Genomic DNA, 19,679 nt, shown 5'->3' with positions numbered 1-19,679 from the left:
CCATGCGGAACTTGGCCACCATAAATGTAAGTCGGTTTATTTGGCTTTCCATCTACTGGTGTTGTGTACGGCTAATGGATGGTTTAGGAACCTCAACATACGCTTTGTCGTCTCATGTACAGGCTTGGGTGCTGGTTTGTTGCGTACACAGATCCTAACCGTTCATCAAAACAAGGGGTTTGCATGCTATGTATCGCTATGCGCTATGCACCCCTTGTAAATAAACTTCCTAACCCGATGTGACGCCTCCGAAAGCCTTGCGGCTTGAGCATCTGATGAGTGTATATGTTCTAAGTTGGAGTTACCGTGTTTCGAAAGGCCTTTCTGTTTTTAGGATTTTGTTTGCACATGTGGAGCTTCAACATTGGTCATGGAAAACGATTGTAGAGATGTTCCGGATGAGGAAAACGTTAGAAAGCTATCTATTGGAGAGAGACTTGAACGGTTGAATCATCTGGTGAATGTTTGGTAATGCATAAAAGGAGATTGTTGAAGGTTCGAGGCGAGGATGGAATGGATAAATAAAAGGGTGCATTTTTGTGCATTATCGAGCAGTTTTATGAGCTATTTATCGCATTAAAACTTCCTTTAATTTAAGGAAGGTTTCTTCGCATATACTGCGCGTTTCTGGCTTGTCATCCACAAGGATAAGTGGCGTTGTAAACTTTTCAAACTCCTTAACTTTTTCAGGGTGTATTATTTCAGCCCACCGCCTATTATTCTTCAGGTTTGTGACAATAATCAGTAAGGGGAGCTTAAGCTTAGACGCAGTACGGATCTCAGTGCCTATATCTTCGCTATTTATTGTTCGTTGCCTGTTTTTCTCAGAGAGACTATATGCTTTATGAGCGCCCACGGCAACACGCTTACCATTCCATATGAGTATATAGTCAGGCTGGCCAACTCCGTAATATTCTTCAACTTCAAATCCCATACTACGAAGGATATTGGCCGTTTCACGTTGGGCTTCGTTTCCCAGTCTCCTGCTCGCTCTTCCATCTGCTTCTGTCAACTTAACTCTTACTTCTTCAAACTCCTCCTTGGGAGACCTTTCCAGCCCCTCCAACCTTCTGGTGTACTCTTCTTTGAGCAGCGTAACTTCTTCTAACTGTGCATTCAACAACTCAAGTTTTTGAACTTCCTCATGGTACAATTTGATTATATCGTTATAACAACTAAGCATCTTATTTATCTGCGATAAAGCCGTAAAGATTCCCTGTAGCATCCCGTTGATTTCTTTCTGTTGGACGCTAAAGTTTTCGCCTGCTTTATGAATTTTTTGCAGGGCAAGATCAATTATGCTCTGAATGCTTGCTCGTGTATCCCTCAAGCTTTCCAGGATTCTTATAGAAATGTTATGGGCTATATTATTCGCAACTTCGCTAACGTTCTCTTTTATCTTCGTAATAAGGTCTTTTTCCTTGACAACATCTTCCAAGCGTATCTTTGCCCCCCTCCTGACAGCTGCTACGCCAACTATTACGGAGGAAGATACGGCAAAAACACCTGCAACAATCGTTCTAAAGACATGGCTTTGAACATAAACCTCCAAGAGTAGGAACGTAGCCAAGTAAGCCAGCGTAAAGAGGGATATTGCTTGAAGAAGTCTTAAAAAACCAAGAGATTTCGCAGGCAAAAAGGCTCTAAAGGATAGCCAATTAATATCTACAATAATGCTAAGTGTGAGAGTGAGAGCGGAGATAAATAGCGTAAAGGTCATCTGATCCATTTTTGTAACTTCCTCTCTTTACGAATAGCATCCTTACCTACTTCTATCATCCTAACGATATAGGGCCTCTGTTGATCATCTGTCCTTAGTAAGCCTATCCTGTGGTTTACTAGCCGCTCAAGGTTTCCAGTATCGCTCTGGACTGTTACTTCTATCATGCGAGAGTCTGCCATAAAAACGAGAGTTGTGGTTCCGTCACCATTGTCTTTCACTGCCATGAGATGCCCAATAATTTCTTCCCAGCTCCCCAGCTTCATGTTAACCCCTAGAAAATGGCAAAGACCAACCAAAAAATCTACAATTAGAAAACGAGCTTCTAAATTTAGAATTATTTCCTTGCTTTCTTGAATAGCAGATCAAATGGTCTTACGATGTGCATATTCGCAACTGCGAGATAGACCGCTATGAGGAGAGTCCATATGAAGAGCAGCGGCTGCCCGCCAAACTCATAAATGAGGAAACTCTCTAGGAGGATTATGCCCGAGGCTAAGAGGTTAAGCAAAGCTACCTTTTTAAGGTTGATAAGGGGTTGTAGAAGGTTCCTGGTCTTACCCGTAGGCTTGTAGTATCCTCCCTCAACGGTTATGTAACCATCGTTGATTAACCCCTCTATATCAAGGCTCCAATGGCCTCGGCTTTTGTAGCCTATGGTTCGTATGACGCTTGCAGGTACAGAGGGGGCGCATCTAATCTTACCAAACCACACGAGATAAGCCAGAAGCCTACCCTTACTATGAGTGAGAACACCTTTCTCATATCTCTCCACACGGGTCACCAGATATCTAAATAGAGCGCTGGAAAATACTTAACTTTAATGTAGTCCAACCTTGTTATAAGCCAATGTTATTGAGTGGAACAAGTCTATGGAAGAAGCGAAGGGGCAAAAGTGGCTAGAGATCGATGACTTAAAAAGGATTTTTCTTTCTGACTCGTACGTAGAAGAACTTAAGGAATTGAGCCGTTATGGTGTGCACATCAAACAGGAGCGTCCTATGTGCTATATTTTGGCAAAACATTTGTACAAACAGGGTTTCGATGTTATTCTTGAAAAATCTCAAGGAAAGAATTATTGGTACGATCTAGTTGTAAATGGAACTACAATTGAAATAAAATTCTATTACGAGTCTGATCTTAGAAATAGACTTGAAAAAGAGATGAATAAGAACCAATGGGACATTGATAAGCTTCTATTCACGCTTAACTCCTTAAAAAGGGAGCACAAGTCTTATAGTTGGAGTATGACGCTATCTATACTCGAAGATGTGTTAAATAAGGCTCCGGACATTTTCATTTTGACCATTTTGTCTCGCGATTTGAGAAAGAAAGTGCATGATTTGCCTATGGAATACATATGTTGGGGCGAGTACGAAATAAAATACAATGAGAAATATGGTTTTAATAATAATCGTTCATTTAACTTACTGGAGAGATTTCTTGAAGGTATTAATGTAAAAAGAAACTTCAAATTAGACTACGCCAGAATAGATATAAACACTCTTTTTCCTTCAGCATATCACCTTTACTTTTGCGATTTTAGGAAGGCGAAAGATTAGATACTTATATTCCTTCATGTTCCTGCTTGCTCTGCAACGATGTTATAAAGCAATATTTACCAGTAAATTAATGCTGAAATCCCACCCCCCGCACCTCATCGGAACCTACGGTTCCGATGCCTCCCTTAGATTTTGCTATGTGGTGCACTTCTAAAGTCTTTCAATCATTGTGGTCAGAAAAGTTAGATAATATATTTTAGGGTAATGGGGGATAACATAAAGAATAGGTTTTAATTTCGCCGTTTATTTCATGTATCTTTTAAGTGCTGTTTTTACGTCAAGACCTTCATGAACTATGCCGCATAGCACTTGAACCATCTTTGTTGGGTTCTCATGTTGGAAAACGTTTCGACCAGCTGCTACACCTGCAGCACCGGCGCGTATAGCGCCGTACACCATGTTACAGAATTCTTCGTCTGTATTTGTTTTCGGGCCTCCGGCCATGACTACGGGCACCGGACACCCTTTAACGACTTCCCGGAAGGTTTCCATGCTTCCAGTATAATTGGTCTTGATGATATCTGCACCTAACTCTGCGCCTATTCTTGCAGCATGCTTAACAACGTCGACATCATACTCGTTTTTTATTTTTTCACCTCTAGGATACATCATCGCAAGAAGGGGCATGCCCCAATCCTCGCATATTTTTGCAAGCTTACCTAGAAACTTAAGTTGTTCGGATTCAGTCCTAGAGCCGACGTTTATGTGGACTGAAACCGCATCCGCGCCGAATTTAATAGCCTCCACTACATCAGCCACCTGCACTTTTGCATTTGGATCTGGCCCTAAGGCGGTGCTGGCAGACAGATGCATGATTAGGCCTATATCCTTTCCATAGCCCCTGTAACCTGCTCTAATCATTCCTTTATGTAGAAGTACAGCGTTAGCTCCTCCTTCGGCAACCTTGTTAACCGTATCTTTGAGGTTTTCTAGACCCTTAATTGGACCTAATGTTATCCCGTGATCCATTGGAATTATCACAGTTTTTCCAGTGTTTCGGTTCATTATTCTATCAAGCCTAATTTTTTTCCCAATTTCGGTCATAACGTCAAACCTCATATAATCCGCAGTCCCTTTACAGATAAATTTTTGTTTATAACGTTAGTTCAAATTATCGGTTTCTATCCAACAAGACAAAAAACAGCGTCCAAGCTCTTGATGCAATAACCCTTTTTAGGATTAATTTACGGTAAATAGTGATGTAGGTTAACCGCACTATTTCAAGCGGCAAATGCTGGTAGAAGAATGAACGCTATAATCAAGCGAATAGCTAAACAGCGCGTCCAGACGCTATTCCACTCAGCCATTGAAATTCATAAAGAAGATCCACAATTGGCTCAGCATTATGTGGATATAGCACGTCGAGTGGCCATGGCGGCAAAGGTTCGCTTGCCAACTGAGTATAGGCGCATGGTTTGCCGACACTGTAAAGGCTTTATCCTGCCCGGTACCAGCTGCCGTGTCCGCATAAAGCAGCGAAGGGAGCCCCATGTAGTTATCACATGCCTCAAATGCGGCAGACATATGCGCATTCCCTTGAAAAGGAGGGATAAACGGAACGAGTAAGCTGACTCCGGCAATGAAACGTCGCATAAAAAGAGAATTTAGCCGCGAAAAACCTACAGTGTGGATTGGCAAAGAACAAGTCTCAGATGAACTTATAAAGGAAATTGAAAAACGGTTGGAACAAAGAGAGATCGTCAAGGTTAAGGTTTTAAGGACATCCTTAAAAGAGGCAAAAACAGCCGAAATTGCAGCGAAAATTTCTAAACGCATAGAAGCTGAGTTGGTTGAGGTCAGAGGACACACTTTTATCCTTTACAAACGTCGAAGAAAACCATCAGAAAAGTGAAAGCCTTTATATTAGGCTTGTTGAATTACAGAAGGAAGCAAGCGAGGCAAAGAAAAGTTGCCAACACCACATGATGTCCCAGCACAAGAATTCATTCAAAAACTAGCTTACTATATAAAAGGGAACATAGACGAAGTAAAACCCCCTCCATGGGCGAACGTGGTGAAAACCGGTGCCCACGTACAGAGGCCCCCTGAAAACCCGGACTGGTGGTATATACGTTGCGCGTCCTTATTACGGAAGATCTATACACATGGGCCGATAGGCATTGAACGGCTACGCGCTGAGTACGGCGGGAGAAAGGATTTTGGAGTTAGACCGGAACACGCTGTTAAGTCTGGCGGCGCAATAATAAGGAAGGCCCTTCAACAGCTTGAAGAAGCAGGTTTAATCGAAAAATACCAGAATAAAGGAAGACGAGTGACAAAGGAAGGGCGGAGACTTCTTGAGGAAATAGCTGAGGACGTAATGAAGGACCTGATAAAAAGAATGCCAGAACTGGAGAAATACCGGGCGAGTGAATAGACAATGTCGGAAGAAGAACTTGAGGAACTCCGCCAAAAAAAGCTTCTGGCTTTACAGCGGAAACTTGCTGAGGAACAAAGGAAAGCTCAAATGGAACAACAGCTTGAACTTCAGAAACAAGCAATCTTGAAAAGCATTTTGACACCTGAGGCACGGCAACGACTTGCAAACCTTAAGCTTGTAAAGCCAGAGTTTACAGCTCAGCTTGAAATGCAGCTAATTCAGCTTGCCCAAGCTGGGAGACTGCCAATCCCGCTTACAGATGAACAACTTAAACAGATTTTGGTTCAGCTGCAATCTCACAGAAGGGAAATAAGAATAAGAAGGTTGTAAGAATGGCAAGGTTTAAACCTCCGGCAAAAAAGAGAAGGTTGGCAAAGGCTGGAAAAGTGAAAAGAGCCGTTCCAACATGGGTTATTGCCAAAACTGCTGGAAAATTTAGAACACACCCCAAAAGGAGACACTGGAGAACCAGAAAAATAAAGGCCTAAGGTGGAAAATATGAAATTTGAAGAGGAAAACAGAGGAAAAGTGGATGAACTTGCTGGAAAGGTTGAAGAAAAGGCCTTAGAAGAGGAAGAGAAAGAATCAGAAGTAAAAAAGGAAGAAGTCGAGGGTGTCGAAGGGAAAGAGGGGGAAGAAATCAAACCGTCAGCAAAGGAAGAAATAGAAAAAGAAATTGTTGAAGAAAGATTTTACACAATCCCGTTAGGAAAAGCATGTATTGTACCCCCAAACAAAAGGGCACCCAAGGCCATTAGGATAATACGTGATTTTATAAAAAGGCATATGAAGCTGGAAGCTAAAGGAGAGGAAGATGAGGCAGAACCTAAAAGGGTCATCATAAGCAACGAGGTAAACGAAAGAGTTTGGAGTAGAGGTATTGAAAAGCCTCCTCGGAAAATCCGTGTTAGAGCTGCAAAAGATAAGGATGGAAATGTTACGGTTTATTTGGCTGAAGGAGACTAAGCTTGGCGATTTACCTTACAAACCTCTTTGGAAGTGCAAGCATAGGGGTATACGCATTAGCTACTGAAAAAATGCTCATAATTCCAAAATTTGTGCCCATCAAAAAGGCTGAAAGACTGGCTGATTGGCTTAAAGTTGAGTTGGTTCACACAAACATAGGCGGCTCAGTTTTGGTTGGGGCATTAGCGTGTGCAAACTCGAATGGAGTATTATTGCCCCACTATGTGAGAGACGAAGAAATTGAAGCAATAAAGTCTGTCTTTGAAGGGAACATAACGGTGATGGAAACAAAAAAGACAGCCTACGGAAACATGGTTTTGGCGAATGACTACGGGGCTATCGTAGATCCAAGACTTAAACAGTCAGAAATCAAAAAAATCTCAGACGCTTTAGGCGTTGAAGCAGTTCCAAGCGAAATCGCCCAACTTCCATATGTGGGCGCCCTAGCCGTTGCAACTAACAAAGGAATTTTGGCACACCCATTATTGAAAGATTCCGAAAGAAAACTTTTGGAGGAAGTGTTAAAAGTACCTGTTGATGTTGGCACAGTCAATTGCGGCATACCATATGTGGGAACCGGACTTATCGGGAATAGTCATGCGGCTGTTGCTGGTTCCCTAACAACAGGTCCAGAAATGTTTATAATTGGACATGCCTTGGGTGTAATGAAGGAAGATGAGTGAAGTGAGAGTTTTCAGGATCATAGGTGAAATTCGAAAACCGAACTGGCAAACACCCTTCGAAAAAGAAGTAATAGCTATTAAGCCCGAACACGCTGTTGAAAAAATCTACATGGAACTGGGCAGCAAACACCGTGTTAAACGGTTTCAAATAAAAATCAATGAAGTGAAAGAAATAGCCCATAACCAGGTTGAGGATCCCTTAATAAGAAAACTTTTGAGTGGAGAAGACAAAATTGGCGAGTAAAGTTGAAGATGAATTAAGAAGACTCAGTGTTGAAATGCGCATCTTGGAACAGACAGCTGAAGCCTTGCAGGCCAGAATAAACATGGTGAACGCTGTCATCGCAGACTTGACCTATGCAAACATGACGCTGGAAGGGCTAGAAAAACAGAAAGAAAACACAGAACTTCTAATTCCCATAGGGGGAAACTCTTACATAAAGGCGAGGCTTGAAACTTCAGATAAGGTTACAGTGGGCATAGGCGCAGGCGTTTCCGTTGAAAAAACCATACAAGAAGCTAAGGAGATAATCAGAAAAAGGCTTGAGGACATGGAAAGAAGCAGAGCCTCACTTCAGCAACAATTTTCACAGGTTATAGATAGAATCAACGAGGATAGGGAGCGCTTTGAAGAACTGGCAGCAGAGTTGAGGAAGGAGTCCCCCGCCGATAATGTTTGAGAAACTTAAATCCGGCTTCAGCAGTTTAGTAAATAAAATCACAACCACCGAGCTTAAGACAGAAAATCTTCGTCCAATCCTTTCGGAGTTTAAGTTAACCCTAATAGAGAATGATGTAGCGGTGCCGGTGGCAGAGCGAATATGCGATGAAATGGAAAAGCGTCTCGCTGGACTGCAGATTAAACGACTTGAGGATAAAAGGAAAATTGTGGAGCAAAACCTCCGCGAAGTGCTTCTTGAAGTGATGCGGGCAAACAACGAAATAGACTTGTTGAAGGCTATTGATGAGAAACGCCGAAGAAACGAACCGTTCGTAATAGTCTTTGTTGGGATAAATGGTACTGGAAAGACAACGACTATCGCCAAAGTTGCACATATGCTAAACAAGAAGGGCTATACGGTTGTGCTAGCCTGCAGCGACACTTACCGGGCTGGTTCAATCGAACAATTAGAAACTCATGCCAAACGATTGGGAGTTCGAGTGATAAAACATAAGTATGGCGCAGACCCAGCTGCGGTAGCATACGATGCTATAAACCATGCAAGAGCCCATGGAATCCACGTTGTCTTAATTGACACTGCTGGGCGGATGCAAACAAACAGAAACCTCATGAATGAGCTTGCAAAAGTTAAGAGGGTAGTGAACCCAGATTTAACCATTTTAACCGTTGACGCTTTTACTGGGAATGACGCTGTCATGCAGGCGGAAGAATTTCACAAAAGTGTCAGCATAGATGCTACAATATTGACAAAAGTGGATGCAGATATTAAAGGTGGCTCAGCTCTAAGCGTGACCTATGTAACGCAGAAACCCATAATATTTGTTGGAACTGGCCAAAAATACGACGATTTAGAAGAGTTTAGACCGGAAAAATTTGTGGATATGATACTGAAATAGTTCCAAAGGTTGTTATCGCTTGTTGTTAAATGTTAAGCGTAATCTTTTGGAGACTTCTTCAAACCCTAACCTTTTGAATAATGCTAAGGAAGGAGCATTGCGCGAGTAAACGTCTGCTTCAACACATTCTACGCCCTTGTTTTTGAACCACTCAAGCATAGCCCTTATCAGAGCCTTGCCTACGCCGCGTCGCCTATATGATTTTTCCACAAAACAGTCGCAAATATATCCTCTTTTAGCTTTGTAAGACCAAGGTTGACTAACCCAACCAAGAGAATATCCAACAACTTTTCCTTCAACTTCAGCTACAAAGACCACGGTATTTTCGCCCTTAATGTTTTTGAGGATCCAATTTGGGTTCTGAAATTCGCTAGGCATAGGCGAGACCATGGAATCCATAGCGCTTTCATCCCTTCCAAGTTTTTCGGATAACCTAACGATTTGTTGTAGATCTTCTTCATTGGCATGGCGAATTCTTATGCCAGCAATAGTAATGCTTACTTCCTTACCCAGTTTGCTTGGTGACATAAAATTACCGCCCAATTCCCATTCGGTTATCATATTATTATTTAGCGTTTATCCTCTTGAGAATTTCACGTTGCAGTTCAGGATGGGTTAGGTCTTCTTCTGGGTCAATGAACTTTATCCTAAATTTTTTGTCCATTTCAGCTGAAAGTTTCGGTTTGCCAAGCACTTGAAATCTGAATAATGCGGATTTATACCAGTTTATCCCTGGGTTTTTACATATATCAAAACCTAGATGGTGGGCAAACTCTTCATAATTTGCAGTGCCATAATCCATCGGGTAAACGGAGAACCCTTGAATGATGTCGGTGACAACGCAGTTCATCCTTGCTAATAGTTTTTGAACAGCCAGCCACTTTTTAAGTGAAGCTTCATAAAGGGTTAAACCAAAATATCCAACACCATTTTCTTTTAGACAATCAATGCCACGCAAAATGAACGCCTTCAAGCCAGACGATGTCTCGAGAGGCTCAGAGGAGAACACGTCAAACCTTCCCCGCAACTCGTGGGGCAACGGGTCAGCAACATTATACGCTACATATTCTATGTTAAAGCCATGGTCTTTGCTGACTTTTTTAATAAACTCGCCAAGCCTCTCATCAATATCTAAAACTGTTATGTTTGACGGAAGCCCAGCCAAGGCTAAGGCTATGCTAAGTAGGTCATCATCGCCTATTAAGGCTATACTTTTGCCGTCTAGGTCGCCATAATAATGCATAAAAGCTGCCCTTGCAACAACATCTCTCTCAAGCATGTAACCCTGGAAAAAATCAAGTCTTGGTTGAGGTCTTTTCTCGGCTATTCGCTTAAACTCTTCAAGGACTTGCTGGAACTTCGCCTCTAGAATTATTCGCTTACCAAGGCAGTGTGGACAGATTTCAGCGCTAAATTCTAGGCTTCTCGGGTTAACTTGGCGTTTCCCGTCTTCAGTTAGATAGAAACCGTTTACACCTGCAGTAATAAGTCCTTTCGCATCAAGGTTTTTAAGCGAAAGCACAAAATCCTTCAAAGGGCTGTTAACTTTGTCAAGCAATTCCCAAAATGTTTTTCTTGAAACGGCAAGTTCACGCAGGATTTTGGTTTCTACCCTCTCCAAGAACAGCCCTCCTAATAACGCGTTTCTCAACTTTTTTAGGTTGAAACTCTTCAAGCAACAGCTCGAAAGCATTTAAGGCGGGACCATCATCTCCACACGTGAAAATGTCCAACGCTACATAACCATATTCCGGCCATGTGTGAACACTTAAGTGAGATTCACTTAGAAGGTATATGGCAGAAACTCCATGAGGCTCAAACTGGTGGAAACTTGAAGAAACAGCATGTAAGCCAGATTTAGCAACTACCCTATCTAAAACCACCCGGAGATCTTCTACTCTGGATATCTTTCGGGGATCCACGCCCCGAAATTCGGCGATAATGTGGATGCCCATAGCGAACACCCAACATTATCGTCGAACTTCGGAAGCCCCAAACATGCGCTACGTGATATTTGAACGCACTATGCATACGTCTTTCTATCCTCTAAATTGAACCGCAAAAATTCTTATATATAAATTTTTTGGGAACAGCAAATGGTGCTAATATTTGTTGAGAAGCTTTAAGAGGATAGCCTTTGCCGAGTGCAACCTATTTTCGCTTTGCTCATATATTATGGAGTTGTGGCTTTCGATAACATCAGCGCTTATCTCGTAACCTCTGTGAATTGGCATGTCATGCATTATAAGCGCGTTGCTTCCCTGCAGCAGTTCCTTATTCACTTGGTAGGGCATCATGAGTTTGATGCGTTTCTCTTTTTCAGCGGCATATTTCGGATCGTTGAAAAACTCCATGTCGATCCATGTATCTGTATATACAAAGTCCGCATCCTTCACTGCTTGTTTAACATCAAAGGTCACCTCATACAACCCAGTTTTCTTAGCTTCTTCAAGAAGCTCATCATCTCTTGAAGGTTCATTAAAGATCGGCGTCACTGTAACTATTTTTACACCAGTTTTTGTGCATCCTTCAATCAGCGAGTTGCAAACATTGTTATGCACACCAACGTAAACAAGCTTCAGACCTTTCAGTTTACCTTTCTTTTCTTTCATTGTCATGAGGTCGGCTATGGCTTGGCTAGGATGGTACTTTTCGTCACACCCGTTTATTACTGGGACCTTTGAAGCCTTAGCCATGACCTGCAAATCAGCATTCCGGATAAGTCTCGCCATGATGCAGTCGACGTTACGTGACAAATATTGTGTTTCATCATAAATATCTGCTATTGTAAAGTTTGTAGTTCTCCAATCAATGTAGAGCGCGTGCCCCCCAAGCTGGGTCATTGCAACTTCAAAAGAAACTCTAGTTCTCGTTGAAGTCTTCTGGAAAATCATAGCCAAAGACTTGCCTTCCAGCGCTTTCCGGTATTTTTCTGGATTACGCTTCACCTCGATAGCCTTATCGATTATTTCTATAAGTTGATTTCCAGACAATTCCTTGAAATTGATTAAGTGCATTTTACCAACCACACATGAAACGAGAAGCGCTCTACATTTTACAGCTGTTGCAAAATTTATAAAAACATTTTTCTTGATTGCGCGTGTTTAAGCAGATGGGAAGAACATGATTCTATTAGTTGCGTCCAAAAAGGATCAGGCCAGCATAAACATTGCAAAACAGATTATTGAAAACTACTCTTTTGAAAACCGAACTTGGAAAAATGGAGAAACGCAAGTTTATGTTGGTAGAGAGGGCAAACAAGAGATCACGTTGATAATAATAAATGAAGAGCTTGTTTACGCTCAAAACGTAACAGATTTTTCACTCGCTCCTGAACTTATAATCTTTCTTTCGAGGCACAGTAGCGAAAGTGGGATCCCCACTCTTTCAGTACACACTCCTGGAAATCTTGGAAAAGCAAGTCTAGGGGGGATTCCGAGAAGGCTTTCAATTTCACCGGCAAACGCCATGAGAACAGCCTTGAAAGCCATGGCGCAGCTGGTGGGAAATAGAGGCCTAAGCTATAAAGTCTCCTATGAATGTACACATCACGGCCCTTCTTTAGATAGACCAGCGATGTTCGTTGAATTAGGCAGTTCACCGAAACAGTGGGCAGATCACGCTGCAGCAAAAGTAATAGCCAACGCAGTAATGGAAACGATCGCAAGTTTTGGTAAAAGTGAAGCTCAAGCAGCGTTGGGTATCGGTGGGCCTCACTACAACGAAAAATTTACAAAAATTGCTCTGGAAAATAACATAGCTTTCGGACATGTAATTCCAAAGTATGCTGTTTCAGAAGTTGACGAGGAAATTTTACGCCAATGCGTGGAGAGGACCCTTGAAAGGGTTGAAGTGGCACTGTTAGACTGGAAAGGCATAAGGGGAGAAGACAAACAGCGTCTTATCGGAATGCTTGAAAACCTCAACTTGAAAATCCAAAAAGTTTAATCATAAATTACAGAAAAGTTAATAGAAATGCAAGTTAACTATCAAAGCATTGCTGGTAAGTGGAATGGGGTTAAGGTCTTTCCTTGAACAATGTGTTAGAACACTAAAATTGGCAGTTAAACCCGGAAGAAGCGAGTTGTGGCTCTCAATAAAGATATGCTTTTTAGGCATAAGCGTCATTGGAATCATAGGCTTCATCATAAAATTGTTAACAGCCCCACTTTCGCAACTACTTTAAAACTTTGAGGAAGCAAAGCCATGGAAAAACCACCAACAAAAATTTTTGCTGTAAGAATAACGACGGGACAAGAAAGAAACGTAGCTAAACTCATTGCCGCAAGAATTGAAATGAACCGAATACCAGTAAAAGCCATCTTAGTCCCAGACACCCTTAGAGGATACATCTTTATGGAGGCTGAAAGTCCCCACTTTGTGGAGCAAGCAATAACCGGTATCAAGCATGTGAAGTCAAGAGTCCCAGACTTCGTAAACTTTTCAGAAATCGAAAAATACATTGTCAGAAAACCGATCATTGAGGAACTAAACGAAAACGACATCGTAGAAGTTACGGGAGGCCCATTCAAGGGAATGCGCGCCAAAATAACACGCATCGACAAAACAAAAGAGGAGGTAACCTTAGAACTTCTTGAGGCCACGTTTACTCTTCCAATAACTGTTCATGCAGATTATGTTAAACTTGTGGAAAAGGCAAAAACGTAAAAGGTGAAAACATTATGAGTGAAAAGAAAATTGTGGAACTACTTGTAAGCGGAGGACAGGCCACGGCTGGCCCACCGTTAGGACCAGCTTTAGGGCCTTTAGGCGTAAACGTCATGGCAGTTGTGAACAAAATAAACGAACTCACAAAAGACTATGCCGGAATGAAGGTCCCAGTAAAGGTTATTGTGGACCCAGAGACGAAGCAGTTTGAGGTTAACGTTGGAACTCCAACAACTTCAGCCTTAATTGTAAGCGAACTCAAAATTGAGAAGGGTTCTGGAAACCCGAAGACACAGAAAGTCGGCAACCTTTCGATACAGCAACTCATTCGAATAGCAAAGATAAAGCGTCAAGAGTTACTGTCAAGAACATTGAAGGCTGCAGTCAAAGAAGTTCTCGGAACGTGTGTTAGCATGGGCGTTACAGTTGAGGGAAAAGACCCAAAGGAAGTTATAAAGGAAATTGACGGGGGAAAATACGACGGAATATTCACTGAAAATGAATCCTAAGAGAATCTTTTTATAATGGCTTAATAATCCATCAATGGCGCGGGGCTTCAACAAAATGTCTATAGAGTCTAAGATGCTGTTAACTGCCGTGAAAGAAGCGAAAGAAAAAGCTGGAAAAAGAAATTTCACTCAGTCAGTGGAGCTCATAGTGACGTTGCAGGACATAGACATGAAATCTCCAGAAGGACGACTTCAAGAAAATATTGAATTGCCCTACCCACCACCGGAAAAACCCAATAAAATATGTGTATTTGCCACAGGAGAGCTTGCTCTTAGAGCAAAGAAGGCTAACGCAGATTTAGTGATTGACAGAGCGGAGCTCGAAGCCCTTGCAGGCAAGAAAAAGGAGATGCGGCGAATTGCCAATGAATATGAATTTTTCCTTGCTGAGGCACCGTTAATGCCTCTCGTTGGCAAAGTTTTCGGCGCTGTTTTGGGACCTAGGGGAAAAATGCCTGTGCCAGTTCCGCCCAACGCGGATATAGAGAGCTTACTGAATAAGTACCGGAGAACCGTTGTAATCAGAATGCGAAACCAGCCGGTTATCCAGTGTCGCGTAGGAACAGAAAACATGAAAGAGGAGGAGTTAGCGGAAAACATACAAGCCGTATTGAAAGTTGTTGAAGCAAAAATGAAAAGAGGAATAAAAAACGTTAAATCGATCCATGTGAAAACGACCATGGGAGCCCCAGCGAAGATTAAACTGTGAGCGTGGGGGAAAGCATCTGCCATCTCAATTAGTTTTACAGGAAAAAGCGACAGAAGTTGAAGAAATCTCAAAGCTCCTCAAACAATACAAAGTGGTGGGTGTAGCAAGTCTCCAAAAAGTCAGGGCCTCCCAATTACAAGAGTTAAAGAAAAAATTGGCGACAGAAGTTTATATGCGTGTCATAAAAAACACTTTGATGAAGAGGGCAATTGAAAACATCAAAGAAAAGCCAGAATTGAAGAAGCTAGAGAAATATTTGACAGGCCCAAACGTTTTCCTTTTCACAAGCATGAACCCATTTAGACTGGCAATGAATCTTGAAAAAGGCAAGGTCCGCATGATTGCAAAAGCAGGAGATACCGCATCCTTTGACATTGTTGTCCCCGCTGGAAACACTGGACAGCCGCCTGGACCGATAATAAGCCAGCTGAATGCTGTTGGTTTGCCGACGAGGATTGAGGCAGGAAGCGTCTGGATAACCAAAGACACTTTAGTTGCCCGTAAAGGAGAAACAATTTCAGAGAAACTTGCAAGTGTCCTGTCCAAACTTGGAATAAAGGCTGTTGAGGCAGGGCTAATACTTAAGGCTGCGTATGATGACGGCTTAGTTATAGAAGGAGAACAGCTTAGCATAAACATAGATGAAATAAAAAAGCAATTTGAAAACGCTCATAGGGAAGCTTTCAAACTTTCGCTAGGCATTGCTTACACGACAAGAGAGAACATACGGACATTATTGCAAATCGCTCATCAAGAGGCTTATGCCCTTTCACTTGGCACTGCCATCCCGACAAAAGAAAACATAAAAGACCTTATTAGAAAAGCGCATATGGAAATGTTAAGTTTAAGTATGAGAATTCCCAATTTGGAAGGAGGATTCAAACAAACTTAAAAAGGTTAAAATAGTTGAAAGTAGAGGTGAAAAGGTATGGAATATATATATGCTGCGATGCTCCTCCACAAGGCTGGAAAAACAATAAATGAAGAGAACCTAACACAGGTTTTAACAGCCGCTGGAGTTAACGTTGACGCCGTTAGAGTCAAAGCACTGGTTGCATCCTTGGCTGAAGTAAATATAGATGAAGTTATCAAATCAGCTCCAACAATGATGGCTGCGCCAGCGGCAGCAGCAACTACAGCAGCTCCAGCAGCAGAGGCTAAACCGAAAGAGGAAGAAAAGAAAAAGAAGGAAGAAGAGGAGAGAGCCAGGGAAGAAGCAGCGCTTGAGGGGCTTGGAGCACTTTTCGGCTGAAACCCTAAGATTTCATTAAATCAATTTCTGTTTCTGTTCAGTAACTATTTTTAGTAAAATGTTTAAATAACGTGCTTATTGTTGGGCTTAATTGATGAACATGAAACTTTGCAGCGCATGCTTGTTGGGAGTTAGATGTCGCTACAATGGTAAAGACGCCTTAAACAAAAAAGTTGTCAGGCTTTTAAGGACGGAAGTTTTGATTCCGGTTTGTCCCGAACAGCTCGGAGGGTTACCAACACCAAGAGAACCAGCGGAAATTATTAGAAAAAAAGTGGTGACAAAGTCAGGACATGATGTTACAGAAAATTTTACACGCGGAGCAAGAGAGACCCTAAAAATAGCCAAGCTGTTCGGTGTTAAAGAGGCTATTTTAAAACAGGGAAGCCCTTCATGCGGATGTGGGAAAATTCATGACGGAACTTTTTCAGGTAGAATTATTGAAGGTGATGGTGTAACAGCAGCCCTATTAAAAAAACACGGGATTAAAGTAATCACAGAAGAGAACCTGTAGGATTAGTAGCTTGTTTTGCAGCTGTGCTGTTTTTTAAGGATTCAAGAAACATTATGGGCAACCAACCGCAGATGATCATTAAGGTTCCAGGAAATGCTCTTATCCTAAAATTCAATATGAATGCTTCAAAAATGAGGAAGGAGAATGACATTGCGGCAGCCGACAAAAATGCGATGGTTCTACCAAATTTTTTGTACATTTGCACAGCTAAAAGCCCGGCGAAAAAGAGGTCTCCTAAACCCAAGGACATAAAAAGTGTACTTCCATTAATCGTGATTTGCGGAAGCGTTGGCAATACGACAAGCATCGGCAGTCTCAGTCCGGATACATGAGTTGCCGCGGAGACCATGGTTCGAGTTACCAGCACCAAAACTATGTCTACGAAGGTGAGAAGACCAGCGAAAACTAACGTAGATTTCCACGTGAAAAGGCTTCCGATATAGAGCGTTATTAATACGGCAAAGATCAATCCGAACATGCTTAACAGATATGGAAACCATATTGGCGTCATGTTAAAGAAAACGTAAAGGGCTAAAAATAGAACTGGGGGCATGGTGGCTAAATACCAACGTGCCCCAGAGCCTCTTCTATTTTCCTCGTAAACGAGGGCTATAAAAGAAAGGCCGCATAGAGAGTATAATGCGGCAGCACCATAGGCAAGTAAAACATCAGAGAACATCGAAGAAAAGAGACAAACGGTCGCTGCTGTGAAGCTGACGACAGAAAAAGCTATGCAAAAAAGTTTAGCGTGGGCCTTTTTGACGTCTGAAAAAAGGTACGTGAATATAAAGAGAAGCAGAGAATAGGCAAACAAGAAAAAGATCATAAGAGCCAGCTGCGGTATAAACACTATAACTGAGACTGCCACACTTATTGCTGCTACGAGTAGAATGGCATCCTTAACTTTAAACTCCCTTTCTTCAAAAGTCCTTTTCAACTTACTCTCAGTCTTATCATGTAGGAGTATAACTACCACCGTAACTACAAAAAGGGTCAACGGCATTGCCAAGTCAAAGTACATGAGTCAACTTAAGAATAAACAAACATTTAAACCTTTAAAGTCTCAAAAACAATTAAAAACGGCGAGAGAGGCAATAAGCGCCTCTTCGGTTCTCACGGTTTCTGTACATTGTCCCGGAATAGTGTTGACCACAAAATCCACAACATCAGGCAAGTTCAAGCCTTCTTGTTTAACAATTTCGAAAAGTCCTGCCGTTGGAGCCCCAAAACCAATCAACACAGATTTAGCGGTACGCCACCGTTCAGCGATCTCGTCTTTAATTTCCGAGAAAAGTGCGCCATGTTTAGATGTGGCGATTTTAAGGTCAAACCGTCCACTTGTTGCGAGACTGCCAAATGATCCTTTCCAAACCGTTACCCGGTAACCCCAATAATGGGGGATTTCATTAATGTTTGCAAGACTTGCTAAAACTTGCTCGCCGACACTTACGATTTTTATTGTTATTCTTTCACCTAGGGGCAAATTAGCTTCGGGTATTAACACTGGTTTTTCAACACCAACATCTACGAAGATGCCTGTTTTTGTTTTTGCAACGGTCACGCCTTCCCTGTATTCACCAATTTTCAAGTCAGCTACTTTTTTGCTGAGAGGGTGATGCGGCGTTCTTAACGGTGGCAAAATTCCAGCATAACGCAGTTCAGGCTTCAGTCTAAACAATTTTCTCCGAAGATATTGGGGTGTCTCCATATAGCGAAGCAGTGTAGTTATCAAATCTACCTCGGCTTTTTGGTTTACCGCGAGAACATCCCGATAAATTATTATTTCTTTGATTCCAAAGATTGCAGCAGCCCTGCCTATCAAGCCTACCTTTGACGTTTTTTCCCGTAAATGTGGAACATCAGAAACTACAGAGGCAGGAATCGCTATTGAAATTTTTCTATAATCCAACACTTCACCAACACAAAAGGTGTAAAGGTTAAGTCTTGTAAAAAGTTAACTCTACCAGTTTCACACATTCTTAAAAACTAAAAAGCCTCGGCAAAACAAAATAGACGAGGGAACAGGATGTCGAAAACATCGCTTCTAGATAATTTAGCCAAAATCAAGGAAATAGATAAAGACGGAATGCTTCACTTTTACGTCAACGCACCGGAACATTATAAAAAAGCCTTTGAAATAGCCCAAAAAATTAAGGTGGACTATTCCAAGCCTAAAGCAATTATCGTGGCGGGAATGGGAGGCTCAGCTATAGGTGGGGAAATCCTCAAAGATTGGGGTCGAGACGTTTTGACAATACCTATAGAAGTCTGCCGAGAATACACGCTTCCAGCATATGCAAACAGAGAGACGATGACTTTTGTGATAAGCTATTCTGGAGAAACAGAAGAAACGCTAGGCTGTTTTTTAGACGCAATTAAGAAAGAATGCCAGATTTTTTGTATATGCTCTGGTGGGACTCTTTTGAAGGCAGCGGAAGAATTTGGAATACCGGCTCTACGAATACCTGCAGGAATTCCTCCGAGAGCCGCGCTTCCTTATCTTTTTGCGCCAATGCTGATTCTTCTGGAGAAACTTGGTTTAATTTCAACGGTAAGAGAGGGAATATCTGAAGCAATTTCAGCGTTAAAACAGATTTGCGATGAAAATGCTCCTGAAAAACCTGTAAAGGAAAACCTTTCAAAGACGCTTGCCGTTAAAGTCAACGGTACAATTCCAGTTATCTATGGTTTTGGATTTTACCGCTCTGTTGCCCAGCGTTTTAAGCAGCAATTTAATGAAAACAGCAAAGTTCCAGCTTTTTGGAATGCATTCCCTGAACTGAACCATAATGAAATTGTCGGTTGGGAAAGCGTAGAAAAACCAGCAAAATTCTTTTCTGCAGTGTTTATAAGAGACGAAAACGAGTCCCCAGAGGAAAAATGCCGCATAGAAGCAACTAAGGACTTGATAAGTGGTGCTACAAAAGGGGTTTACGAAGTTTGGGGCAGAGGCCGAGGAAAACTGGCGAAAATTTTGTCCTCAATTTTGGTGGGGGATTTCACAAGCGTTTATCTTGCCATACTAAGAGGTATTGATCCAACACCGGTGGAATCAATTTCCACGTTAAAAAAGAAACTTGAAAAAATCGGGACAAAGGACAGGATAACTCGCGAACTGCAGAATCTAACACGGTAGAA

At 41.9% G+C, this 19,679-nt stretch carries 30 protein-coding genes; 20 read left to right on the top strand and 10 right to left on the bottom strand.

Going from position 1 to position 19,679, the window contains the following annotated elements:
* Window positions 1–568 precede the first annotated feature (568 nt).
* The 3 genes from KEJ24_07500 to KEJ24_07490 all read right to left on the bottom strand — a co-directional run bounded on the left by KEJ24_07500 (window position 569) and on the right by KEJ24_07490 (window position 2,495).
* On the bottom strand, window positions 569–1,552 hold the full coding sequence (locus KEJ24_07500) for a hypothetical protein (protein MBS7647666.1): 984 nt from the start codon (window positions 1,550–1,552) through the stop codon (window positions 569–571).
* A gap of 164 nt (window positions 1,553–1,716) precedes the next feature.
* Window positions 1,717–1,986 carry a hypothetical protein gene (locus tag KEJ24_07495; protein ID MBS7647665.1) on the bottom strand — a complete coding sequence of 90 codons (270 nt, stop codon included), beginning with the start codon at window positions 1,984–1,986 and terminating at the stop codon, window positions 1,717–1,719.
* Window positions 1,987–2,057: 71 nt separating this feature from the next.
* Window positions 2,058–2,495, bottom strand: a complete 438-nt coding sequence (locus tag KEJ24_07490) for a hypothetical protein (protein MBS7647664.1) — start codon at window positions 2,493–2,495, stop codon at window positions 2,058–2,060.
* A 97-nt stretch (window positions 2,496–2,592) separates the two neighbouring features.
* Between KEJ24_07490 and KEJ24_07485 the strand changes: the two genes are divergently transcribed.
* Entirely contained in the window at window positions 2,593–3,282 is a 690-nt protein-coding gene (locus tag KEJ24_07485) for a hypothetical protein (protein ID MBS7647663.1), read from the top strand.
* Between the two features lie 243 nt (window positions 3,283–3,525).
* On the opposite strand, the gene KEJ24_07480 is transcribed toward KEJ24_07485, so the two are convergent.
* Entirely contained in the window at window positions 3,526–4,326 is an 801-nt protein-coding gene (locus tag KEJ24_07480; protein ID MBS7647662.1) for a 2-amino-3,7-dideoxy-D-threo-hept-6-ulosonate synthase, read from the bottom strand.
* Window positions 4,327–4,527: 201 nt separating this feature from the next.
* On the opposite strand from KEJ24_07480, the gene KEJ24_07475 reads away from it, so the two are divergent.
* From KEJ24_07475 to ftsY, 10 genes are read left to right on the top strand one after another with little or no spacing between them, the layout of a single operon-like run.
* Window positions 4,528–4,848 carry a ribonuclease P gene (locus tag KEJ24_07475; GenBank protein ID MBS7647661.1) on the top strand — a complete coding sequence of 107 codons (321 nt, stop codon included), beginning with the start codon at window positions 4,528–4,530 and terminating at the stop codon, window positions 4,846–4,848.
* Between the two features lie 13 nt (window positions 4,849–4,861).
* Window positions 4,862–5,134, top strand: coding sequence for a YhbY family RNA-binding protein (locus KEJ24_07470; GenBank protein ID MBS7647660.1), 273 nt, complete (start codon window positions 4,862–4,864; stop codon window positions 5,132–5,134).
* A gap of 57 nt (window positions 5,135–5,191) precedes the next feature.
* Window positions 5,192–5,659 (top strand): 30S ribosomal protein S19e, encoded by a 468-nt coding sequence (locus KEJ24_07465; GenBank protein ID MBS7647659.1) that lies wholly within the window; start codon window positions 5,192–5,194, stop codon window positions 5,657–5,659.
* A gap of 3 nt (window positions 5,660–5,662) precedes the next feature.
* Window positions 5,663–5,992: a DNA-binding protein gene (locus tag KEJ24_07460; GenBank protein MBS7647658.1), complete on the top strand. Its 330-nt coding sequence runs from the start codon at window positions 5,663–5,665 to the stop codon at window positions 5,990–5,992.
* A gap of 2 nt (window positions 5,993–5,994) precedes the next feature.
* The gene (locus KEJ24_07455; protein ID MBS7647657.1) at window positions 5,995–6,150 is read left to right on the top strand and encodes a 50S ribosomal protein L39e; all 156 of its coding nucleotides are present in this window, start codon (window positions 5,995–5,997) and stop codon (window positions 6,148–6,150) included.
* Window positions 6,151–6,160: 10 nt separating this feature from the next.
* Complete coding sequence (locus KEJ24_07450) at window positions 6,161–6,628, top strand: 50S ribosomal protein L31e (GenBank protein ID MBS7647656.1); 468 nt, start codon at window positions 6,161–6,163, stop codon at window positions 6,626–6,628.
* A 2-nt stretch (window positions 6,629–6,630) separates the two neighbouring features.
* Window positions 6,631–7,311, top strand: coding sequence for a translation initiation factor IF-6 (locus KEJ24_07445; protein MBS7647655.1), 681 nt, complete (start codon window positions 6,631–6,633; stop codon window positions 7,309–7,311).
* The gene (locus tag KEJ24_07440; protein ID MBS7647654.1) at window positions 7,304–7,555 is read left to right on the top strand and encodes a 50S ribosomal protein L18a; all 252 of its coding nucleotides are present in this window, start codon (window positions 7,304–7,306) and stop codon (window positions 7,553–7,555) included. The genes KEJ24_07445 and KEJ24_07440 overlap by 8 nt, the downstream gene beginning before the upstream one ends.
* On the top strand, window positions 7,545–7,991 hold the full coding sequence (locus KEJ24_07435) for a prefoldin subunit alpha (protein ID MBS7647653.1): 447 nt from the start codon (window positions 7,545–7,547) through the stop codon (window positions 7,989–7,991). Before KEJ24_07440 ends, KEJ24_07435 begins: the two co-directional genes overlap by 11 nt.
* The gene (gene ftsY / locus KEJ24_07430; GenBank protein MBS7647652.1) at window positions 7,984–8,889 is read left to right on the top strand and encodes a signal recognition particle-docking protein FtsY; all 906 of its coding nucleotides are present in this window, start codon (window positions 7,984–7,986) and stop codon (window positions 8,887–8,889) included. The genes KEJ24_07435 and ftsY overlap by 8 nt, the downstream gene beginning before the upstream one ends.
* A 12-nt stretch (window positions 8,890–8,901) precedes the next feature.
* Here the strand turns inward: ftsY and KEJ24_07425 are convergent, their stop codons facing one another.
* The 4 genes from KEJ24_07425 to KEJ24_07410 all read right to left on the bottom strand — a co-directional run bounded on the left by KEJ24_07425 (window position 8,902) and on the right by KEJ24_07410 (window position 11,906).
* Entirely contained in the window at window positions 8,902–9,417 is a 516-nt protein-coding gene (locus tag KEJ24_07425) for a GNAT family N-acetyltransferase (GenBank protein MBS7647651.1), read from the bottom strand.
* A 37-nt stretch (window positions 9,418–9,454) separates the two neighbouring features.
* A complete protein-coding gene (locus KEJ24_07420) occupies window positions 9,455–10,510 on the bottom strand; it encodes a bis-aminopropyl spermidine synthase family protein (protein ID MBS7647650.1) in 1,056 nt (351 codons plus the stop codon).
* The gene (speD, locus tag KEJ24_07415) at window positions 10,479–10,844 is read right to left on the bottom strand and encodes an adenosylmethionine decarboxylase (protein ID MBS7647649.1); all 366 of its coding nucleotides are present in this window, start codon (window positions 10,842–10,844) and stop codon (window positions 10,479–10,481) included. Before speD ends, KEJ24_07420 begins: the two co-directional genes overlap by 32 nt.
* A 147-nt stretch (window positions 10,845–10,991) precedes the next feature.
* The gene (locus KEJ24_07410; GenBank protein ID MBS7647648.1) at window positions 10,992–11,906 is read right to left on the bottom strand and encodes an ornithine carbamoyltransferase; all 915 of its coding nucleotides are present in this window, start codon (window positions 11,904–11,906) and stop codon (window positions 10,992–10,994) included.
* Window positions 11,907–12,012: 106 nt separating this feature from the next.
* On the opposite strand from KEJ24_07410, the gene KEJ24_07405 reads away from it, so the two are divergent.
* From KEJ24_07405 to KEJ24_07370, 8 genes are all read left to right on the top strand, one after another.
* The gene (locus tag KEJ24_07405) at window positions 12,013–12,837 is read left to right on the top strand and encodes a D-tyrosyl-tRNA(Tyr) deacylase (GenBank protein ID MBS7647647.1); all 825 of its coding nucleotides are present in this window, start codon (window positions 12,013–12,015) and stop codon (window positions 12,835–12,837) included.
* A gap of 64 nt (window positions 12,838–12,901) precedes the next feature.
* Window positions 12,902–13,075, top strand: coding sequence for a protein translocase SEC61 complex subunit gamma (locus KEJ24_07400; GenBank protein ID MBS7647646.1), 174 nt, complete (start codon window positions 12,902–12,904; stop codon window positions 13,073–13,075).
* A 20-nt stretch (window positions 13,076–13,095) separates the two neighbouring features.
* Entirely contained in the window at window positions 13,096–13,557 is a 462-nt protein-coding gene (locus KEJ24_07395; GenBank protein MBS7647645.1) for a transcription elongation factor Spt5, read from the top strand.
* Between the two features lie 14 nt (window positions 13,558–13,571).
* Window positions 13,572–14,066 carry a 50S ribosomal protein L11 gene (locus KEJ24_07390; GenBank protein MBS7647644.1) on the top strand — a complete coding sequence of 165 codons (495 nt, stop codon included), beginning with the start codon at window positions 13,572–13,574 and terminating at the stop codon, window positions 14,064–14,066.
* Between the two features lie 55 nt (window positions 14,067–14,121).
* The gene (locus KEJ24_07385; protein MBS7647643.1) at window positions 14,122–14,775 is read left to right on the top strand and encodes a 50S ribosomal protein L1; all 654 of its coding nucleotides are present in this window, start codon (window positions 14,122–14,124) and stop codon (window positions 14,773–14,775) included.
* Window positions 14,776–14,929: 154 nt separating this feature from the next.
* On the top strand, window positions 14,930–15,667 hold the full coding sequence (locus KEJ24_07380) for a 50S ribosomal protein L10 (GenBank protein MBS7647642.1): 738 nt from the start codon (window positions 14,930–14,932) through the stop codon (window positions 15,665–15,667).
* 36 nt (window positions 15,668–15,703) lie between these two features.
* The gene (gene rpl12p / locus KEJ24_07375; GenBank protein ID MBS7647641.1) at window positions 15,704–16,027 is read left to right on the top strand and encodes a 50S ribosomal protein P1; all 324 of its coding nucleotides are present in this window, start codon (window positions 15,704–15,706) and stop codon (window positions 16,025–16,027) included.
* Between the two features lie 100 nt (window positions 16,028–16,127).
* Window positions 16,128–16,541, top strand: coding sequence for a DUF523 domain-containing protein (locus KEJ24_07370; protein MBS7647640.1), 414 nt, complete (start codon window positions 16,128–16,130; stop codon window positions 16,539–16,541).
* Here KEJ24_07370 and KEJ24_07365 read toward each other — a convergent pair.
* Entirely contained in the window at window positions 16,522–17,562 is a 1,041-nt protein-coding gene (locus KEJ24_07365) for a hypothetical protein (GenBank protein MBS7647639.1), read from the bottom strand. The two genes, KEJ24_07370 and KEJ24_07365, sit on opposite strands and share 20 nt — an antisense overlap.
* A 42-nt stretch (window positions 17,563–17,604) precedes the next feature.
* A complete protein-coding gene (locus KEJ24_07360; protein ID MBS7647638.1) occupies window positions 17,605–18,450 on the bottom strand; it encodes an RNA-binding protein in 846 nt (281 codons plus the stop codon).
* 117 nt (window positions 18,451–18,567) lie between these two features.
* Between KEJ24_07360 and KEJ24_07355 the strand changes: the two genes are divergently transcribed.
* Window positions 18,568–19,677 carry a bifunctional phosphoglucose/phosphomannose isomerase gene (locus tag KEJ24_07355; protein MBS7647637.1) on the top strand — a complete coding sequence of 370 codons (1,110 nt, stop codon included), beginning with the start codon at window positions 18,568–18,570 and terminating at the stop codon, window positions 19,675–19,677.
* The last annotated feature ends 2 nt before the right edge of the window (window positions 19,678–19,679 follow it).

It is taken from the genome of Candidatus Bathyarchaeota archaeon (assembly GCA_018396705.1).
Classification (GTDB): Archaea; Thermoproteota; Bathyarchaeia; order Bathyarchaeales; family Bathycorpusculaceae; genus DRVP01.
This window is presented reverse-complemented; position numbering and strand designations above follow the sequence as displayed.

Coding starts and splice junctions, on each gene's coding strand:
- KEJ24_07495 (MBS7647665.1), bottom strand. CDS start 1,986: ATGAAGCTGGGGAGCTGGGAAGAAATTATTGGGCATCTCATGGCAGTG.
- KEJ24_07485 (MBS7647663.1), top strand. CDS start 2,593: ATGGAAGAAGCGAAGGGGCAAAAGTGGCTAGAGATCGATGACTTAAAA.
- KEJ24_07480 (MBS7647662.1), bottom strand. CDS start 4,326: ATGACCGAAATTGGGAAAAAAATTAGGCTTGATAGAATAATGAACCGA.
- KEJ24_07475 (MBS7647661.1), top strand. CDS start 4,528: ATGAACGCTATAATCAAGCGAATAGCTAAACAGCGCGTCCAGACGCTA.
- KEJ24_07470 (MBS7647660.1), top strand. CDS start 4,862: ATGAAACGTCGCATAAAAAGAGAATTTAGCCGCGAAAAACCTACAGTG.
- KEJ24_07460 (MBS7647658.1), top strand. CDS start 5,663: ATGTCGGAAGAAGAACTTGAGGAACTCCGCCAAAAAAAGCTTCTGGCT.
- KEJ24_07455 (MBS7647657.1), top strand. CDS start 5,995: ATGGCAAGGTTTAAACCTCCGGCAAAAAAGAGAAGGTTGGCAAAGGCT.
- KEJ24_07450 (MBS7647656.1), top strand. CDS start 6,161: ATGAAATTTGAAGAGGAAAACAGAGGAAAAGTGGATGAACTTGCTGGA.
- KEJ24_07440 (MBS7647654.1), top strand. CDS start 7,304: ATGAGTGAAGTGAGAGTTTTCAGGATCATAGGTGAAATTCGAAAACCG.
- ftsY (MBS7647652.1), top strand. CDS start 7,984: ATGTTTGAGAAACTTAAATCCGGCTTCAGCAGTTTAGTAAATAAAATC.
- KEJ24_07425 (MBS7647651.1), bottom strand. CDS start 9,417: ATGTCACCAAGCAAACTGGGTAAGGAAGTAAGCATTACTATTGCTGGC.
- speD (MBS7647649.1), bottom strand. CDS start 10,844: ATGGGCATCCACATTATCGCCGAATTTCGGGGCGTGGATCCCCGAAAG.
- KEJ24_07410 (MBS7647648.1), bottom strand. CDS start 11,906: ATGCACTTAATCAATTTCAAGGAATTGTCTGGAAATCAACTTATAGAA.
- KEJ24_07405 (MBS7647647.1), top strand. CDS start 12,013: ATGATTCTATTAGTTGCGTCCAAAAAGGATCAGGCCAGCATAAACATT.
- KEJ24_07400 (MBS7647646.1), top strand. CDS start 12,902: ATGGGGTTAAGGTCTTTCCTTGAACAATGTGTTAGAACACTAAAATTG.
- KEJ24_07395 (MBS7647645.1), top strand. CDS start 13,096: ATGGAAAAACCACCAACAAAAATTTTTGCTGTAAGAATAACGACGGGA.
- KEJ24_07390 (MBS7647644.1), top strand. CDS start 13,572: ATGAGTGAAAAGAAAATTGTGGAACTACTTGTAAGCGGAGGACAGGCC.
- KEJ24_07385 (MBS7647643.1), top strand. CDS start 14,122: ATGTCTATAGAGTCTAAGATGCTGTTAACTGCCGTGAAAGAAGCGAAA.
- rpl12p (MBS7647641.1), top strand. CDS start 15,704: ATGGAATATATATATGCTGCGATGCTCCTCCACAAGGCTGGAAAAACA.
- KEJ24_07370 (MBS7647640.1), top strand. CDS start 16,128: ATGAAACTTTGCAGCGCATGCTTGTTGGGAGTTAGATGTCGCTACAAT.
- KEJ24_07365 (MBS7647639.1), bottom strand. CDS start 17,562: ATGTACTTTGACTTGGCAATGCCGTTGACCCTTTTTGTAGTTACGGTG.
- KEJ24_07355 (MBS7647637.1), top strand. CDS start 18,568: ATGTCGAAAACATCGCTTCTAGATAATTTAGCCAAAATCAAGGAAATA.